General features: G+C 62.0%; 15 protein-coding genes and 1 pseudogene. 9 read left to right on the top strand and 7 right to left on the bottom strand.

The window, feature by feature from the left end; all coding sequences use genetic code 11:
• Both RQH14_RS11550 and RQH14_RS11545 read right to left on the bottom strand, forming a co-directional pair.
• Positions 1–201 (bottom strand): annotated as a pseudogene (locus RQH14_RS11550) (hypothetical protein); the annotation flags it as partial.
• A gap of 100 nt (positions 202–301) precedes the next feature.
• Complete coding sequence (locus tag RQH14_RS11545; protein ID WP_311213381.1) at positions 302–775, bottom strand: MarR family transcriptional regulator; 474 nt, start codon at positions 773–775, stop codon at positions 302–304.
• Between the two features lie 103 nt (positions 776–878).
• On the opposite strand from RQH14_RS11545, the gene RQH14_RS11540 reads away from it, so the two are divergent.
• Positions 879–2,099, top strand: a complete 1,221-nt coding sequence (locus RQH14_RS11540) for an NAD(P)/FAD-dependent oxidoreductase (RefSeq protein ID WP_311213380.1) — start codon at positions 879–881, stop codon at positions 2,097–2,099.
• 80 nt (positions 2,100–2,179) lie between these two features.
• Here RQH14_RS11540 and RQH14_RS11535 read toward each other — a convergent pair whose 3' ends face one another.
• Entirely contained in the window at positions 2,180–4,573 is a 2,394-nt protein-coding gene (locus RQH14_RS11535; protein ID WP_396136294.1) for an ATP-binding cassette domain-containing protein, read from the bottom strand.
• 131 nt (positions 4,574–4,704) lie between these two features.
• On the opposite strand from RQH14_RS11535, the gene RQH14_RS11530 reads away from it, so the two are divergent.
• The 3 genes from RQH14_RS11530 to RQH14_RS11520 are packed head-to-tail and all read left to right on the top strand — an operon-like array spanning position 4,705 to position 7,692.
• Entirely contained in the window at positions 4,705–5,841 is a 1,137-nt protein-coding gene (locus RQH14_RS11530; protein WP_311213378.1) for a type III polyketide synthase, read from the top strand.
• Positions 5,838–6,569, top strand: coding sequence for a class I SAM-dependent methyltransferase (locus RQH14_RS11525; protein ID WP_311213377.1), 732 nt, complete (start codon positions 5,838–5,840; stop codon positions 6,567–6,569). The genes RQH14_RS11530 and RQH14_RS11525 overlap by 4 nt, the downstream gene beginning before the upstream one ends.
• Positions 6,562–7,692, top strand: coding sequence for an NAD(P)/FAD-dependent oxidoreductase (locus RQH14_RS11520; RefSeq protein ID WP_311213376.1), 1,131 nt, complete (start codon positions 6,562–6,564; stop codon positions 7,690–7,692). Before RQH14_RS11525 ends, RQH14_RS11520 begins: the two co-directional genes overlap by 8 nt.
• Here the strand turns inward: RQH14_RS11520 and RQH14_RS11515 are convergent.
• The gene (locus tag RQH14_RS11515) at positions 7,689–8,099 is read right to left on the bottom strand and encodes a nuclear transport factor 2 family protein (protein ID WP_311213375.1); all 411 of its coding nucleotides are present in this window, start codon (positions 8,097–8,099) and stop codon (positions 7,689–7,691) included. The two genes, RQH14_RS11520 and RQH14_RS11515, sit on opposite strands and share 4 nt — an antisense overlap.
• A 51-nt stretch (positions 8,100–8,150) precedes the next feature.
• Between RQH14_RS11515 and RQH14_RS11510 the strand changes: the two genes are divergently transcribed.
• Complete coding sequence (locus RQH14_RS11510) at positions 8,151–8,843, top strand: peptide deformylase (protein ID WP_311213374.1); 693 nt, start codon at positions 8,151–8,153, stop codon at positions 8,841–8,843.
• A gap of 8 nt (positions 8,844–8,851) precedes the next feature.
• Here RQH14_RS11510 and RQH14_RS11505 read toward each other — a convergent pair whose 3' ends face one another.
• Positions 8,852–10,870: a S9 family peptidase gene (locus tag RQH14_RS11505; RefSeq protein ID WP_311213373.1), complete on the bottom strand. Its 2,019-nt coding sequence runs from the start codon at positions 10,868–10,870 to the stop codon at positions 8,852–8,854.
• Between the two features lie 69 nt (positions 10,871–10,939).
• Here RQH14_RS11505 and RQH14_RS11500 point away from each other — a divergent pair, with 69 nt between their 5' ends.
• The 4 genes from RQH14_RS11500 to RQH14_RS11485 all read left to right on the top strand — a co-directional run bounded on the left by RQH14_RS11500 (position 10,940) and on the right by RQH14_RS11485 (position 13,982).
• Complete coding sequence (locus tag RQH14_RS11500) at positions 10,940–11,776, top strand: methyltransferase domain-containing protein (protein ID WP_311213372.1); 837 nt, start codon at positions 10,940–10,942, stop codon at positions 11,774–11,776.
• Between the two features lie 80 nt (positions 11,777–11,856).
• Entirely contained in the window at positions 11,857–12,318 is a 462-nt protein-coding gene (locus RQH14_RS11495; protein WP_311213385.1) for an NfeD family protein, read from the top strand.
• Between the two features lie 82 nt (positions 12,319–12,400).
• Positions 12,401–13,378 carry an SPFH domain-containing protein gene (locus RQH14_RS11490; RefSeq protein WP_311213371.1) on the top strand — a complete coding sequence of 326 codons (978 nt, stop codon included), beginning with the start codon at positions 12,401–12,403 and terminating at the stop codon, positions 13,376–13,378.
• A gap of 256 nt (positions 13,379–13,634) precedes the next feature.
• Positions 13,635–13,982, top strand: a complete 348-nt coding sequence (locus tag RQH14_RS11485; RefSeq protein ID WP_011774875.1) for an RNA polymerase-binding protein RbpA — start codon at positions 13,635–13,637, stop codon at positions 13,980–13,982.
• 104 nt (positions 13,983–14,086) lie between these two features.
• On the opposite strand, the gene RQH14_RS11480 is transcribed toward RQH14_RS11485, so the two are convergent.
• Positions 14,087–14,830: a polyprenol monophosphomannose synthase gene (locus tag RQH14_RS11480; RefSeq protein WP_311213370.1), complete on the bottom strand. Its 744-nt coding sequence runs from the start codon at positions 14,828–14,830 to the stop codon at positions 14,087–14,089.
• Between the two features lie 429 nt (positions 14,831–15,259).
• Positions 15,260–16,918 (bottom strand): amidohydrolase family protein, encoded by a 1,659-nt coding sequence (locus RQH14_RS11475; protein WP_311213369.1) that lies wholly within the window; start codon positions 16,916–16,918, stop codon positions 15,260–15,262.
• Positions 16,919–16,948: the final 30 nt, after the last annotated feature.

Raw genomic sequence — 16,948 nt, 5'->3', positions numbered from 1 at the left:
AATCGCCGCCGGATCGCCCATCCAATCAACCCATTTCGGGCCGATAGGCATCGCGAGACTCAGCAAGCCCGCATGATCGGGACTGAACTCGAACGAAAACTGCTCTTCGACATCCTCGATCTGCCAAGGCGATAAGCCAGGAGCCAACGGAACCTTCGCCGCATAAAGCACCTCAATGGCTTCTTCAACAATAGAACTCACGCCATAAATCTAGCCGTAGTGCTACTCGTCCCACTTCAACACGTCCCGCTGCCAGTCTTACCAAGCGTCGGGAAGGGGGTACGTCCAAGCCTCATCACACTCAGCCCCCCAAGCGTGCGGCCGCGTTCTTTTGGATTTCCGCGGCCTTGGCTGAGTAGTCGGCAATGATGCGCAATTCCTCGTCGCTGTAGCCCTCAAGCAAGGCTGTCAGTCCATTCATGAAGTCGTCAAAATATGGCGTTGCGGCAGTAACTTGATCGCCGACCAGCTCTATCAGGACCTTCCGCTTATCCTCGTCATGTCTGACCCTGCGGGCTATTCCCTTGCTTTCCAGGCGCTGCATGAGCCCGGTCACCGAGGCTGGCGCCAGGCCCGAGTGCTGGCCGAATTCTCCAGCCGTCATGGGTCCGAACCGCAGCAGGATGTCTATGGCTTTGCCTTCCGTTGCGGACAATCCGCGGAGTTCGGAGAGCTTTGTGTGGAACATGACGGCCGCCGTCGAGAGTTCCCGTCCGGAAGCGTAAACCGCTTCGAGCAGGGCTTTTCGGGCGTCCAGGTCGAGGTCTGACTGCATCCACCGAGGCTAGCAAGGTATTTCGTGATTCCGAAAGGATTGACCACCCAGAGCCATGGCTATATATTTCGTTTGACCGAACGAAATAATTCTGGAGGCCTTGATGCTGAACTGCATGATCGTTGGTGCCGGTATTGCCGGACTCTCAAGTGGGATTGCGATGCACAAGGCCGGTCATCGGCCTGTCATCTTCGAGGCCTACGGAGAGCCGTCGGATGGCATCGGCGGGTTCCTGACCGTGGCCGTCAACGGTTTCGATGCCCTGGACACTCTCGGGCTCAAAGCCGCGGCGGGCCATTTGGGTTTCAGCACTCCCCTGATGTCCATGTACTTGGGAAGCAACGGTAAACACATCGTTGACTTCGACTACGGAGGGTCTTTGGCTGATGGCACCACCGCCCGGACCATGACTCGATCCGAGCTGTACGGCATGCTGCGGCAAGAAGTGGGCCGGCAGGGCATCCGCATCGAGTACGGCAAGCGGTTGACCGAAGTGGAGGAAATGCCCGACGGCGTAAGGGCCGTTTTCCACGACGGAACCACTGCGCATGGAGACATCGTGGTTGGTGCCGATGGCCTTCACTCACGGGTCAGAAATCTGCTTGACCCCACATCACCGGAACCAAGGAACATTCCATTGCTCAACACGGGCGGCATCGTCCCTGCGGGAGTTCTGCCGCCTGGCCTGTTGGACGTCGAAGCCGGGCGGATGAAGATGGTTTTCGGCAAGCGCTGCTTCTATTGCTACATGCAGGATCCCGACGGCCGGACCTGGTGGTTTGCCAACCCCCTGCAACGGACCTCTGAAGATCCCGCCACCTTTGACTCGGCCGCCCGAAAAGCGTGGTTGACCAAGCTCGTCGCCGGGGACCGCACCATCATGGCAGCCATCATCACCGCAACGGATGACATCATCAGGCCCTACACCACCTCGGACTTCCCAAGCATTCCGCGCTGGCAGCGCGGGAGGCTTGTTCTGGTGGGTGATGCCGCCCATGCAGCTTCGCCGTCGTCGGGGCAGGGCGCATCCATGGCAATCGAAGACGCAGTCACACTGGGTCGTTCGCTCCAAGGGCTGGAGTCGGTGTCAATACCGGAAGCGCTGGCGCGATATGAGAACGAACGCCGCACGCGGGCGGAAGCCGTCGTGGAATGGGGCCGCAGGAATGCGGCGCCGAAGATCCGCGGCCAGTTCAAGCGCGTTTTCGAGGACCTGGTCCTGCCTGCGGTCTTCCGCGGCATTGCACGCAAGTCGGAGGACAACTTCGATTGGGTGTATCGGCATCACATTGAGTGGGACACTGCGACTTCAGGCGTCTACTGAGCGGAAAGATGTCAGGAAGATGGCCGCAACGGAACTGCGGGCCGGGCGTGGACTATGCCGGCCCGCAGCGCTTGGAGTTGTCAGGCGCCCACGTAAGCCGCCAAGTGCTTGCCCGTCAGCGTCGACTTCCCGGCCACAAGCTCAGCCGGCGTCCCGGCGAAAACGATCGTGCCGCCGTCGTGCCCGGCCCCTGGACCCAGGTCGATAATCCAGTCAGCGTGCGCCATCACAGCTTGGTGGTGCTCGATCACAATGACTGATTTGCCCGACTTGACCAGGCGATCCAGCATTCCCAGCAGGTTCTGTACATCGGCCAGGTGCAGACCGGTGGTCGGCTCGTCCAGGATGTAGATCTCACCCTTTTCGGACATCTGGGTGGCCAGCTTCAGCCGTTGGCGCTCACCGCCGGACAAAGTTGTCAGCGGCTGACCAAGGGTCAGATAGCCGAGGCCAACATCCGCCAAACGGTCCAGGATCTTGTGGGCCGCCGGCGTTTTGGCTTCACCTTCCTTGAAGAAGACTTCGGCTTCATCCACAGACATTGCAAGCACTTCTGCAATATTGCGGTCCCCCAGCTTGTATTCAAGAACTGAGGCCTGAAATCGCTTTCCATCGCATTCTTCGCAGGTGGACTCCACGGTCGCCATGACTCCGAGGTCCGTGTAGATGACACCGGCGCCATTACAGGTAGGGCATGCACCTTCCGAGTTTGAGCTGAACAACGCCGGCTTCACACCGTTTGCCTTCGCAAAGGCTTTACGGACGGGTTCCAGAAGTCCGGTGTAGGTGGCGGGGTTGCTCCTGCGCGAGCCGCGGATGGCGCCTTGGTCGATCACCAACACGCCCTCACGAGTCGCCACCGAACCATGGATCAGTGAGCTTTTGCCAGAACCTGCCACGCCCGTGAGGACGCAGAGAACGCCCAAGGGGATATCGACGTCGACATTTTTGAGGTTGTTCGTTGAGGCTCCCCGTATCTCCAGCCGGCCGGTAGCGGAACGCACAGAATCCTTGATCGAAGCACGATCGTCCAAGTGTCGCCCGGTGATGGTGTCGCTCCCCCGCAAACCCTCCAGATTTCCCTCGTAACAGACGGAGCCTCCGCCGGTTCCTGCGCCGGGGCCAAGGTCAACCACGTGGTCGGCGATCGCGATCGTTTCGGGCTTGTGCTCCACCACCAGCACGGTGTTGCCCTTGTCCCGCAATTGCAGCAACAGCTGGTTCATCCGTTCGATGTCGTGCGGGTGGAGTCCGATGGTGGGTTCGTCAAAAACATAGGTCACGTCAGTGAGGGAGGATCCCAGGTGCCGGATCATCTTGGTACGCTGCGCCTCTCCCCCGGACAGTGTGCCGGCAGGCCGGTCGAGCGAGAGATAGCCGAGGCCGATCTCCGCGAAAGAATCCAAAAGGTGCTGGAGTCCTTTCAGGAGGGGCGCCACCGAGGGTTCATGAAGTTCACGGATCCAGCCGGCGAGGTCGCTGATCTGCATGGTGCAGACATCGGCAATGCTCTTGCCGTTGATCTTGGAAGACCGCGCTTCGGGGCTCAACCTGGTGCCCTCGCACTCCGGGCACGTAGTGAACGTGATGGCCCGCTCAACGAAGGCGCGAATGTGGGGCTGCAAGGCGTCCACGTCCTTGCTGAGCATCGACTTCTGGATCTTGGGGATGACGCCTTCGTAAGTGAGGTTGATTCCCTCCACCTTGATTTTGGTGGGCTCACGGTACAGGAGGTCGTGGAGTTCCTTCTTGGTGAACTTGGCGATGGGCTTGTCCATATTGAAGAACCCGGAACCGCTGAAGATCCGTCCATACCAACCATCCATGGTGTAACCGGGAATGGTGAGCGCGCCCTCGCTGAGCGACTTGGTGTCGTCGTAGAGTGCTGTGAGATCGAAGTCGTTGACGGACCCCATGCCTTCACAGCGTGAACACATACCGCCCAAGCGGTTGAACGTTGCTTTCTCTGTCTTGGTTTTGCCCTCGCCGCGCTCTACTGTGATGGCGCCACTGGCCTTCACCGTGGGGACGTTGAAAGAGTAGGCGTTGGGTGAACCGATGTGCGGCTGGCCGAGGCGGCTGAAGAGGATCCGCAGCATGGCGTTGGCGTCCGTGGCGGTGCCAACTGTTGAACGGGGGTTGGAGCCCATGCGCTCCTGGTCAACGATGATCGCCGTCGTGAGGCCTTCCAACACGTCCACGTCGGGGCGGGCCAGCGAGGGCATGAAGCCCTGGACGAAAGCGCTGTACGTTTCGTTGATCATGCGCTGCGACTCTGCAGCGATCGTGGCGAAAACCAAGGAGCTCTTTCCTGAGCCGGAGACACCGGTAAACACCGTGAGCCGGCGCTTGGGAATCTCGATGCTGACGTCCTTCAGGTTGTTCTCCCGCGCACCCTGGACCCTGATGAGATCGTGGGTGTCTGCGACATGCGACTCGGGAAACTCCGTGTCAGTGCTCGCGGCAATAGTCATCATTTCTCCATCTGTGGGGCGGCGCTGCCCAACAGTCCCCCGTCGGCGTCGCCTGGCTATCCGTGACCAACCTCGGTCAGTAAGTTCGATTCTGCCATTGTCTTCCACCGTTTACTCGCTAAGAATGAAGCATGCCGGTATACGTGAGGTCCCTTGAAACCGCAGTTCCGCCAACAATCCTCGTCCAGCAGCAGGCCCGCGAAGTCTTCGCCTCCCAACCAGGCCTGACACGATTGGGAACGCGCCTGGTCACCACCTGTTTCGACTCAGCAGCAATCGACACCCGCTACACGGCCGTTGCCGAACTCAGCCTTGATGCCCACCCGGAGAACCCAAAGTTTTTCGACCCCGAAACCAACAGGGTCCTCAGCCCCAGCACCAAGGTGCGCAACGAAATTTTCGCTACCGAAGCCACCAAGCTGTTTGTGGAGGCCGGAAAGACTGCGGTTGCCCAAGCTTCCGGTATCGACCTCGATGACATTACCCACGTCATCACAGTGTCCTGTACGGGCTTTTTCAACCCGGGCCCCGATTACAAGGTTGTCAGGGCCTTGGGCCTGAACCCTGCCGTTCAGCGCTACCACCTGGGTTTCATGGGTTGCTACGCCGCGTTTCCTGCCCTCAAAGCCGCCAAGCAGTTCTGTGTTGCCGATCCCGAGGCGGTAGTCCTGGTGATCTGTGTTGAACTCTGTTCCCTTCACGTCCGCACGTCCAACGATCCCGACACCATCATGGGTTCAGCCATCTTCGGTGATGGTGCCGCGGCCGCCATCGTGACGGCACGGGAACCAGAAGGCCCTGAACCGGTTATCAGGCTGGATCACTTCGAAACGGTTCTTACCCCTGTCGGCGAGGAAGCCATGGCCTGGAATATCGGCGACGAAGGATTTGAAATGGTGCTGGGCTCCTACGTTCCCCACATCATCGAGGAACACATCACGGGCGCACTTGAACCACTCCTCGCCAGGGAGCCGGAGCTGGCCGGACTCCCTTACCGGGACATCACCCATTGGGCCATTCATCCGGGCGGCCGCAGCATCCTGGACAAGGTGGAGTCCAGGCTGGAACTGACCCAGGAGCAGTTGATTCCGGCTCGGGAGACGCTGCGTGAATACGGCAACATGAGCAGCGCCACGGTGCTCTTCGTCCTGAAGTACATGCTGGGCCAGGCCGCCACCGAACGCGAGGAACGGATCTGTTCCATGGCGTTCGGGCCGGGCCTGACGGTGGAGACGGGCCTCTTCACGCTGGTCTCCCCCGATCTGTGAGTCCTTGGGGGTCCCTTCAGAAGAGGGATCTGTCGTCCGTGGAGGAGATGGACAAGGCTGACTGCGACCCCGATCGCCTCACCCGGACCTATGCCAGGTTTCTGGTGGTCAACAGGCTTCTGTCGAGGTGGCACAGTACCTACCGCCACAGGATCAGGCCGGTGTTGGCTGCCAAGGGTGCAGCGTCGCTTCTGGACATTGGATGCGGCAGCGGTGACGTGGCACGGAGTCTCGCCGGGTGGGCCCGGAAGGATGGCTTCAGCCTCGCGGTGACTGCGATCGATCCCGATGCCAGGGCTTTTGCCTTTGCCTCGAAGGTTCCCGCGATGGAGGGTGTCACGTACCGTCAAGCACACAGTTCCGAGCTCGTAGCAGAAGGGTTGGTTTTCGATTTCGTCATCTCCAACCACATCCTTCACCACCTGGATGCCGGGCAAATCGCCGGTGTCCTCCGCGATTCTGAGGCGCTCAGCGGCGGCCTCGTGCTCCACAACGACCTCAAACGCAGTAACCTCTCCTACCTGCTGTTCATGGTCGGCTTCTGGCCCTTGGGCGTGGGCTCCTACATCTGGGGTGACGGCTTGGTGTCCATCAAACGCAGCTACACAGCCCCGGAACTGGAATCCACCGTTCCGGAGGGCTGGCGGGTCGAGGCAAACGGCCCATGGCACCACCTGCTGGTCCATAAGGAGCGCACGGCCTTTGATCCAAGGGCAGAAAATGTTTGACGTTGTGATCGTCGGTGCCGGACCCGTGGGACTGTTCATGGGAGCCCTGTTGCTTCAACGGGGGCATCAGGTGCGGATCCTGGAACGGAGGTCCAGCCGGAGTGACAGTTCGCGGGCCATCGGTATCCATCCTCCGGCGTTGTCGCAACTGGCCCGCGCCGGGGTTGCCGAAGAGTTGGTTGCCGCCGGCGTCCATATCCGCCGGGGCGTTGCCTACAGCCATGGGCGCATGGTTGCCAGGCTGGCGTTCGACGGCGACCCCGAGTTCCCGTTCATCCTTGCGGTACCGCAGACGGTCACCGAAAAGGTCCTGGAGAGGACCGTCATGGATTTGGACTCCGCGGCGATCGTCCGCGGCGCGGATGTCCAGGAAGTGGTGGATGACTTCAGGTCCGTCCGTGTCGCGGCGGATTCAGCCGCCGGCAGCCTCGAGTTCCGCGCGCGGTTGGTGGTGGCCGCTGATGGGGCGCACTCCGCGATCCGCCAAAGGATTTTGCCGCATTTGCCGCCACGGAGCTATCCGGACTGCTACATCATGGGCGATTTCGCTGATGCCACCCTTCACGGCACGGATGCCGTCCTCTATCTGGAACCGGCCGGGATTGTGGAGTCGTTTCCGCTGCCGGGCGGGGTACGCAGATGGGTGGTGAGGATGGGGTCACCGGACAAGGGCACGACGGCGGCCGGGCTGGCTGAGCTGATCGGCGCCAGAACGGGCGAAGTGCCGGACGCCCGGAGCAACACCATGCTGAGTGCCTTCGAGGTGCGGTCCCGGCTTGCGGCACGAATGGTCCACGGCCGGGTGGTGTTGCTCGGCGATGCCGCCCATGAAATCAGCCCGATCGGTGGTCAAGGCATGAATCTGGGCTGGTTGGACGCTGCGGCACTCGCACCCATCATGGATGCTTCATTGGGTGGGGCCGACGTAGGGCGGCTGCTGGAGCACTTCGAGAGGTCCCGCAGAAAGGCAGCCCAACGGGCTTCGCGTCAGGCCGGGCTCAACATGGCGCTGGGCAGGCCGTTGCCATCGTCGGTCATGGAAGCCCGGAACAGGTTCTTCGCCGGCGTGCTCGGGCTTCCTTCGATAGCAGGGCTGGTGGAACGGCGCTTCACCATGCGTTAGCTATCCGGCGTCGTGTAGTAGCAGTCATACGTATCCTGGCTGACGATCAGCCCGTCCCGCAGCTCAAAGACCGCTGTGCTCCTGGCCCTGATGGTATCGCCACGGTCCCAGTGCGGCAGGTCAAGGAGCAGCGTGGCGGACCAGTTCATCTCGAGGACCACGCGGTCACCTTCGCTGGTGCTGCGGACTACCTCGAATCGCTGATCGGCAACAATGTCCTTGCTGTGGTCGGCGCCGGCCAGAGTGTCCTGCAGGTTCCTTGTGGAACCTGTTTTGGACAAGGCGTGGGGCCACTCAGTGAGTTGAAAGTCCTCGGCAAGGTAAGGCCGCAGCTCAGCAGCTCCACCGCCGGCTTCAACAGTTCTGACGAACCCGAGTACACGGTCCAAAGAAGATGAATCGGTCATTCGTCGAGCCTAGCCCAACGCAACGCACACCCGTGGCGATAGGCTCGTGCCATGAACCATCAACCTCATCACGAGGCCGCGAGCCCAGCCACGGACTTGAACCCCACCCAGATCCGGGACGCTGTCCGCAGATTGCTCGATGCGGAAGAACTTCCCCCGATCGTCCAGGCCGGACACCCCGTGCTGCGCCAACTCGCCGCACCGTACGATGGCCAGCTGGACGATGTTGAACTGATGGCCTTGGTGGATCGGATGCGCGGGGTTATGCATGACGCTCCCGGCGTCGGGTTGGCTGCTCCCCAGCTGGGCATCCCCCTGCAGCTGGCCGTGCTGGAGGATCAGTACGATCTCGACCCCGCATCCGCCGCGGTGCGGCATCGGGAGCATATGGAGTTTTTCGCCATAGTGAACCCGCAGTGCCGTCCGCTGGGGGTGGAGACGGCCTCCTTCTATGAGGGCTGCCTGTCCGTCAACGGTTACCAGGCAGTGGTGACCCGTTACCGGAATGTAGAGCTGAGCTACGTTACAACCGCGGGTGAGCCTGTCGAGGAATGGTTCTCAGGCTGGCAGGCACGCATTGTGCAACACGAGACGGACCACCTCCTCGGCACGCTGTACCTGGACCGTGCCGAAATCAGGTCGTTGTCCAGCAATGCGGAGCACTCAGCCCGGTGGGCTTCGCCTGGGATCGAGGATGCACGCCGGAGCCTGGGTTTCCTGCGCTGTTGGCCCACCCCAGGCTAAGCGGACCCCTAAGCCTCCACGTGATTCGATGCAGTAGGCAGGTACCGGGCCCACCAGCCAAGGATGTGGTCAAAGCGCTGCCTCCGGTGGTGCGGCGTCCCGGATCTGGACAATTCGTGGTCCTCGCCCGGGAACACCAACAAAGCGGTGTCAACTCCCCGGGCCTTCAGGTGTGAGTAGTAGCGCTGCCCTTGTTCGATGGGGCATCGAAGGTCGTTTTCGCTGTGCACCACCAGCGTTGGGGTTTCGACCGCACCTACAACTGCCATGGGACTTTGGGCCGTCATCTGCTCAGGAGTGCCACCGGTGTACTCACTGCCGAAAAACCAGCCAATATCAGAGGACCCCGCGAAGCTGACCGGGTCCAGGAAGCCGCGTTCCACGATCGCAGCTTTGAAGCGGTGATCGTGGGCGATGGTCCAGGCGGTCAGGTAACCCCCGTAGGAACCACCCATGATGCCCACCCGGTCCTTGTCCAGCACCGCGCTATGGGCGGCCAGGGCCGCGTCCAGGAACGCCAGCACGTCCTGCATGTCCACAGTTCCCATGCGCTCCTTGAGGGCGCGGCCGTGCGTTTGGCCGTAACCGGCTGAGCCACGCGGATTGCACATCACCACTGCGTATCCAGCAGCAGCGTAAACCTGCGCTTCATCGAAGAATGATCCGGTGTACTGGGCGAACGGACCACCGTGGATGGACAGCAACACCGGATGCGGTCCGGGCCCGTCCGGCAGGACCAGCCAACCATGCACCGGATGCCCATCAGAGGATGTGGCCTCGAAGTCCAAAGGTTCGCTGACCCGCGAATTGTTCCTGAGTGCGGCTGAGAAATCGGTCAGCAAGCGCAGCTCCCCGCGTACCAGGGAAGCGACGTCGCCCACGGTTGATGCGTCGGAGAGACTCACAGCGATCTCACCGTTGGCGGCAACCGTTGCACCAATGACCACCCTGGCACCATGAACCAGCGGCATGATCTCGCCATCGGCGGGAACGTCAAGCAGTTCAACGCTGCCCAGGGCCGTGTTCAGGACAAGCACGCTGGCAGGTCCGCTCGGTTCCAAAGGCCCTGAAACGTCCAGGTGTTCTCCATCGGTCAGGGCTTCTGCTTCTCCCCCTCCAACCGGCATGACGTGGAGGACGCCGTTTCGGGCAACGAAGTCCTTTCCTGTCATCCCCAGATCCTGGGCGGTATAGAAGAGCCAGCGTCCGTCCAAGGAGGCGCGGACGCCGGTGACGGTTTGAAGACCGGCGTTGGATGGTTCGACGACGGACGGCTCACCTCCGCCGGCGTCCACCCTGTAAACAGAGGTGACAAGATCGTCGTCGTGCCCTTCATGCAGCGCAGCCACGAAATAGAGCTGCGAGCCGTCGGCAGAAAAGCACGGGGACTCGTGGTCTGAATCGCCGAACGTCAGTTGCTTGGCCGCTGGAATGCCGGGCGCCGCAGGTGCCGGCTGTTCGTGGGCCGCCCGCCCGCGGGGCGCTACTGCAGGCTCACCGCCCAACTCCGGAACCTCAACAACGAAGAGATGCTGGCGCTGATCGGAGGTGTAACCCAGACCGTTCATTCTGTACTGGTTCGCTGTGAGCAGTCGGGCATCCTCGCCGCCGGAGGTCACACCGTCCACCGTTCCGTAACGCCCTTGTTCCGGGACGCGGGCCAGGAAAGCAATCCGGTGCGAATCGGGTGCCCACACGAAGCCCGCCACTCCAGTGTGCTGATCCGTGATCCGTTGCGGTTCGCCGCCGGCAGCCTCCACGACGAACAGTTGCGGCTTGCCGTCGGGATCGCTCCTGAGGAAAGCCAAGACGAGGCCGTCGGGTGAGAAGGCCGGCGAACTGTCCTTGAAACCGCGCGTAATTCGGCGCGGGTGCTTGGTGATGTCCATGGGGACCGTCCACAACTGGCCAACATAAGTGTCAGCGTCAAAATCGGGCCTGGTGACAGAAACCACCGCCTTGGTCCCGTCCGGGTGGATGGCAGGGGCGGACACGGAGTTCAGCAGGGGCAGTTGCTCGGGTTTCACGAGGGTGAGCCTAGCCCGGGAGCCCGGTGCGCGGCACCTGACACTCCGTCCAGCCGTAGGATTGAAGCCATGTTGTCCGACGCCGTCGCTGCCCTCCGTTGTCCCCTGTGCCAAGGGGCGCTCCAGCTGAGGGAAGATCCGCAGAGGACGCTGGCCTGCGGGTCCGGGCACCTTTTCGACTCCGCCAAACAGGGTTACTTCAACTTGTTGACGGGCAAAGGCACAGTCTTTGAAGCCGACACTGCCGACATGGTGGCTGCACGTCACCGATTCCTGGACGCAGGCCACTATTCTGCTTTGGCCGCCGCAGTCGCAGAAGAAGCGGCAGGGGCGCTCGGCTTTCCCGGCGCGGTGGTGCTGGATGCCGGCACTGGCACCGGGCACTATCTCCATTCAGTGATCGAAGAATCCGGGGCTGCGGCAATCGGCCTGGACATCTCCAAGTTCGCGCTCCGCAGGGCGGCCCGGCTTAACCCCCAGGCGGCAAACCTCGTGTGGGACATTTGGCGTCCATTGCCGGTGGCCGACAATTCGGTGGACGTGGTCATGGTGGTCTTTGCCCCGCGCAACCCAGCCGAGTTTGCGAGGGTCATCCGCCCCGGCGGCAAACTGATCGTGGTGACACCCAGGCCGGGCCATCTTGCCGAGGTTGCTGCCAGGACGGGAATGCTGGGCATCGAGGAGGGCAAAGAGGGACGCTTGGTTGACACTATGAAGGGGTATTTCAGTCCCACTGCGGTGTACGGCCTGGACGTGCCTTTGGAGCTGACCGGCCTGCAGATGGGCGACCTCGCGTACATGGGTCCCGCCGGCCACCATCTCCGGGACCAGGGACCAGTGGACCATCCCGCCGGTACCGTGGCCACTACGGCGAAATTCCGGATCAACGTGTTTACCGTGTCCTGACGTGGGACAGCGCATCGGGCTAGGATGGAAGAACAGCGACTGTGATCCCGCCCGCGGGATCCGGGACCAAGGGGGAAATGATGTTCGAATGGCTCGGCGAGAATTGGTGGGCACTCTGGCTCACGGTCTTCCTCGCGTTCGCAGTGGTGGAAATGCTCACCCTGGACCTCTTCTTCATCATGCTGGGCGGAGGAGCCCTCGCCGGGCTGGTAGCTGATTTTGCCGGCGCGGATTTCTGGCTTCAAATCGTCATTTTCTGCGTGGTTTCCCTCCTCATGATCGCCTTCGTGCGGCCCGTCGCGCTGAAGCACCTGCACAAGGGTCCCGAAGAACAGCGGTCCAACATCGACCGGCTGATTGGCCAGCCGGCTCTCGTCATCGAAGCCGTGAGCGGCACCAGTGGACTCGTCAAAATCGGCGGCGACGTCTGGAGCGCCCGTAGCACCGCCGGAGTCATCGATGCCGGAGCCACAGTTCAGGTCACCAAAATCGACGGCGCGACGGCGGTAGTCACCTCGCCTGCCGAAAACAGCCCGCGCTGACAACGCGCCTTGAACTCACGCGGTTCGGCAACGTGGCCGGACCGCCGCATCAAACCACGCAATTGGGGAACGAAGGAGATGTATGGACGGCTTAGGAGGAACAGCAGCAGCAATTGTGCTGATTGTTCTCGTTATTTTTGTCATCATAGTGTTGGTCCGCTCGGTCAGGATCATCCCGCAGGCCCGCGCCGGCGTCGTTGAACGGCTCGGCAAATACCAGCGCACGCTGAACCCGGGCCTGACCATCCTGATCCCGTTCGTCGATCGGCTCCTGCCGCTCCTCGACCTCCGCGAACAAGTGGTGTCCTTCCCGCCGCAGCCGGTCATCACTGAGGACAACCTGGTGGTCTCGATCGACACAGTGGTCTACTTCCAGGTCACTGACCCCCGGGCGGCTACGTATGAGATCGCCAACTACATCCAGGCAGTCGAGCAACTGACAACCACCACGCTCCGTAACGTGGTGGGCGGGCTGAACCTCGAAGAAGCGCTCACATCGCGCGATCAGATCAATGGTCAACTCCGTGGCGTCCTTGACGAAGCCACGGGCCGTTGGGGAATCCGTGTCTCGCGCGTGGAGTTGAAGGCGATTGATCCGCCCCACTCCATCCAGGACTCGATGGAAAAACAGATGCGCGCAGAGCGGGATCGTCGTGCGGCCATTCTGACCGCCGAAGGTACCAAGCAGTCGCAAATCCTCACTGCCGAAGGCCAGCGCCAGGCGGCCATTCTCGCAGCTGAGGGTGATGCAAAGGCAGCCATCCTCCGCGCCGACGGTGAAGCCCAAGCCATCCAGAAGGTCTTCGATGCCATTCACAAGGGCAACCCGGACCAGAAGCTTCTTGCTTACCAGTATTTGCAGACCCTCCCGAAGATCGCCGAAGGAAGCTCGAACAAACTCTGGATCATTCCCAGCGAAGTCGGCGAGGCGCTCAAAGGCATCGGCGGCGCCCTCGGCGGGAACAACGGGGACTCCCCCGTTGGCCTCTTCGGCGGCAACGACGACAGCAAGGCTTCCGCTCCCACAGCGTCCGCGGAGCACGCAAGGCCTGCTGAATAACCAAAGGTTACGGCGCTACGAGCGGTCAGCCACTGCGGCTGGCCGCTCGTTGCGTGTCGCGGCTTTTGAGTACTAGGAGATGTTCCGCGTATAATGGGATATTTGTCCGGCTGGTTCAGCGTGGATGGAACATAAAAGCTTGGCCAGGCGTTGCAATTAGTGATGCAAGGTGTGCAGAAGTAGTCCGTAAGGATCGTGAAAACGGCTTACGGCCAGCGCGGGGTTCCTGCTCCGCGTACAGACAGAGGGAGTAATCATGAGCGATCGCAGCCTGCGGGGTATGCGTCTTGGCGCCCAAAGCATGGAAACCGAATCCGGCGTTGAACCGGCACCGCGCCAGCGGGTCGAGTACCGTTGCGAGGACGGCGAACAGGTCTTCGTGACCTTCTCCTCCGAGGCCGAGATTCCCCCGGTCTGGGTTTCCAAGACCGGCAAGGAAGCTCTTCTGGTTGATGGCGAGCGTCCTGTGGACGCCAATGAGAAAGCCGTCCGTACCCACTGGGACATGCTGCTGGAACGCCGCAGCCTGCCTGAGCTGGAGCAGATCCTGGAGGATCGTTTGAACATTCTGCGTGAGCGCCGTGGAGAGCGCCGCTCCGCTTAGTCTGCAACCCAGACAAGAAAAATTAGACAAGAAAGGCCGGGCCTGCTTCCCTTGGGAACCAGGCCCGGCCTTTCTGTTGGAGAAACTACTTGTCTATTGGAGGACTACTTTGCCGTGGCAGGCGACTTGCGGGTGAGCTTGGCCCAGCGAGCGGCCAGTCCCCACCTGGTGACGTTGATCATGGCTTCCACCACGATGTTGCCGCTCATCTTTGATGCACCAAGCTCCCGCTCCACAAAGGTAATGGGGCGTTCCTCGATGCGCAGGCCAAGCTTGGCCACCCGCCATGCGAGGTCCACCTGAAAGCCGTAGCCAACCGACTCGACTTCATCCAGGTTCAGGGCCTCCAAGGTGCTGCGCTTGAAGGCGCGGTAGCCACCGGTGACGTCCTTCATCTTCACGCCGAGCATGATGCGGGCATAGGTACTGCCGATACGTGAAATGGCTTGGCGGTAGAGCGGCCAGTTGACCACGCTGCCACCGGGGACCCAGCGTGAGCCCATGGCGAGGTCGGCTCCGTCCTTGACGGCATCCAGCAGCAACGGCAACTGTTCCGGCTTGTGCGAACCGTCGGCGTCCATTTCCACCAAGACGTCGTACCCTGCGGCGAGCCCCCACTTGAAGCCGGCGATGTAGGCCGCACCAAGACCCTCCTTGCCCTTGCGATGCAGCACGTGAACCTGGTGGTCCGTGGCAGCAAACTCATCGGCAAGCTGTCCGGTACCATCAGGGCTGTTGTCGTCAACCACCAAAACATCGGACTCGGGAACTGCTGCGCGCAGCCGCCCCAGGGTTACCGGGAGCGATTCGAGCTCGTTGTAGGTGGGAATGATCGTCAGGACACGCAAGAAGAGGCCTTTCCTTGATGGAGCGGTCAGTGTGCCGGGCCAGCCGTGGCGGCTGGCATTCTGGCGCAACTCTCCATTATAGGACGCCGCGGCGCACTCCTTTGGCGGCTGTGGCCTGGGACACAGGCGGAGGTGCCGGAGGCCGCATGCCGCGGGCAGGTCCACAAGCCCAGGTCCAGTGGCGCCGGGCAACTGAGTCCCGAACGAACTGTTTTCTGGGTCGCTGCGGACCTGCCCACCTGTTTGCCGCCACCATGAATGTCCTCCGGTCGCGACCGGACCGTCAAACCGTGGCTTTCGCCCCCGGGCTGATCATCCGTTGAGCCTCAATGCTACGGACTCCCCCCACGCTGTCAACCGGCCGGTGACCTGCGGATCCTGGCATCGACCCAGTTCAGCAGGGCAATCGCGGACCGGAAATTGATTCCCCTAAACCCGGAGCGACTCGTGGGCGAACAGCTCCTGTCCCTCACGGACAGTCTGCAAGCACCGGGGGTCGCTGCCGGTATCCAGTGCAGGCAACAGCGGTGTCCGGGCCCGGGGATCCGTGCTCCAGGACTGGACGCGGCTGTCTGCCACCTGGACCATCAGCTCCTCGACTTCCCACACAGCGAAACTGGCGGGTGCACCAGGCACCAGTTGGCCCATCAGGGGGTTGCGGTGCTTCGCGGCACGCCAGCCGGCGCGGGTATGTCCCAGGAACGCAGCCCTGGCGGATATCCGTTGTTCCGGGTTGCTGTGTTCCAGGCAGGCGCGAACGCTGGACCATGGCCGCAAGGGCGTGACAGGACTGTCGCTGCCAAAGGCGATGGGGACACCGCTCGCGTAGAAGGATGCAAAGGGGTTCATGGCCTTGCTTCGACCTCCAAGACGCTGCGCGTAGAGCCCGCCTGGAGCGCCCCACGCGGCGTCGAAGCCAGGTTGCACGCTGACAGTGATGGAGTACTTGGCCAGTTTGTCGATGGCGGACTGATCGGCCAGTTCAACGTGCTCCAGTCGGTGGCCCGCGGCCCGGATCCGCTGCTCCCCTACCTCAGCTGCGGCAACGTCCAAGGCTTCAAGAACAGCGGCGAGGCCGGCGTCGCCAATGACATGGAAGCCCGCCTGGATGCCCAGCTGGGAAGTCGCAACAAGGTGTCTGGCTGCATCATCGACCGGGAGGTACAAGCTGCCGCGGTTCCCGGGCGCATCGGAATAGTCATCCAAGAGGGCAGCAGTTCGGGAACCAAGCGAACCGTCGACGTTAAGGTCTCCGGCGAGGCCCAGGACCTTGGTCCCCAGACCGCCCAGAATTTCCTCGGCGTGTTCAACAGACGAGGCCAGCTCTCCCCAGTACGGAAGCACTTCAGGGCTGCCGCCGAGGTCGTTCCACGACGCTGCCAGGCGCAGGTCGTCCGGGCCGCAGATGTGGGGTGCTGACATTTCGGCCATTGCCACATAGCCATGGGACGCCGCTTCCCTGAGGGCGCGTTCTTGGAGTCCACGACGCTCCGCTTCGGGGAACTGCCTGACCGTCAGGCGCGCTGCAGTATGCGCTGCACGCACCACCCGTGCACCGCCGGAGAACCCGTCCACCCCTTTCAGCCCGGCAGCTGCGGCCAGAGATGAAGAAATCAGGGCTGAGTGGACATCAATGCGGGAGAGGTAGACCTGCCGTCCAGCCCCTGCGCGATCGAGTTCTTCGATGGTCGGCAGCGAGGAGTCGCTCCACGCTGTCTCATCCCAACCGTGCCCCACAATGGTGCCGTTGCCAGCGGCGGTGGCAACGGCGTCGAGCAATTCCTTGGCTGAACGCACTGTGGCAAGGTCCACGCCGGAAAGGGCAAGGCCTGTTTCCGTGAGGTGCGCATGCGAGTCCACAAAACCGGGTGCAAGGAGGGCGCCGCGGAGATCGATGATCTCCATGGACGAGTCAGCAATGGACGTGGCGGCCTGCTCGGAGCCCACCCAGGCGACGGTATCGCCGTCCACCACCATGGCGGTGGCAAAAGGGTCAGCGGCCGTATAGATGGAACCGTTGCGGTACATGGTGACCTTGCGGTCCCCTGCAGGGCGGTGTTGGCCGGCTGGCACGCCTGGCTGGTTCATGCGTTGTGCTCCTTGAGCGTTGAAAACAGT

It is taken from the genome of Arthrobacter sp. WCS2018Hpa-7, from assembly GCF_031843805.1.
In the GTDB taxonomy this organism is placed as follows: domain Bacteria; phylum Actinomycetota; class Actinomycetes; order Actinomycetales; family Micrococcaceae; genus Arthrobacter.
Note: the sequence above shows the minus strand (reverse complement) of the source record. Positions and strands in the feature narration are given on the sequence as shown.